This window comes from Saccharopolyspora elongata (genome assembly GCF_004348985.1).
Lineage (GTDB): Bacteria > Actinomycetota > Actinomycetes > Mycobacteriales > Pseudonocardiaceae > Saccharopolyspora > Saccharopolyspora elongata.
Map to the genome: position 1 here is coordinate 1 of NZ_SMKW01000244.1, position 760 is coordinate 760.

Here is a 760-nt window from a genome sequence, read left to right on the forward strand (position 1 = left end):
GTGCCTTCTTCGCACCCGGCTGCGCCGACTTCGGTAGCGCGGCGAGCACATTGCCGATCTTGTGGAACCAGCAGCGCTGCGCTCGGGTGTCGGGGAAGACCTCGTGTAGTGCGCCCCAGAACCCCAGTGCCCCGTCGCCGATGGCCAGCACCGGGGCGCGCATCCCGCGACGTTTACAGTCCCGCAGCAGGTCGGCCCACGATTCGGTGGACTCCCGGTAGCCGTCGGCCAGCGCGACGAGTTCCTTGCGGCCATCGGCCCGGACACCGATCATGACCAGCAGGCAGAGTTTGTGCTCTTCCAGGCGGATGTTCACATGGATACCGTCCGCCCACAGATACACATAGTCCACTTCGGGCAGATCGCGTTCGGTGAACCCACGGTGCTCGGCCTTCCACTGCTCGGTCAGTTTCGTGATCACAGGAGCGGATAACCCCTTGCTGCTGCCCAGAAATTGCCCGAGTGCGGGCACGAAGTCCCCGCTGGAGAGCCCGTGCAGGTACAGCAGCGGCAGCACCTCGGTGATCTTCGGGGTCTTGCGTGCCCAGGGCGGCAGGATCGCCGAGGAAAACCGCCGGCGCGCACCGGTGTCCGGGTCGGTGCGCTTGTCGTTGACCCGAGGCGCCTGCACCTCGACCGCGCCGGCAGAGGTCAGGACCTCGCGGGGCTGGTGGTAGCCGTTGCGGACCACCAGGCGATGGCCACGCTTGTCGCGGGCGTCGGCGAACTGCGCGATGTAGGCGTCCACCTCGGCCTGTAA

General features: G+C 67.0%; 1 protein-coding gene. It reads right to left on the reverse strand.

Annotated features, from left to right (window positions below):
• Positions 1–760 (reverse strand): IS256 family transposase (locus E1288_RS46515; protein ID WP_132495757.1); only part of this gene is annotated, 760 nt, incomplete at both ends.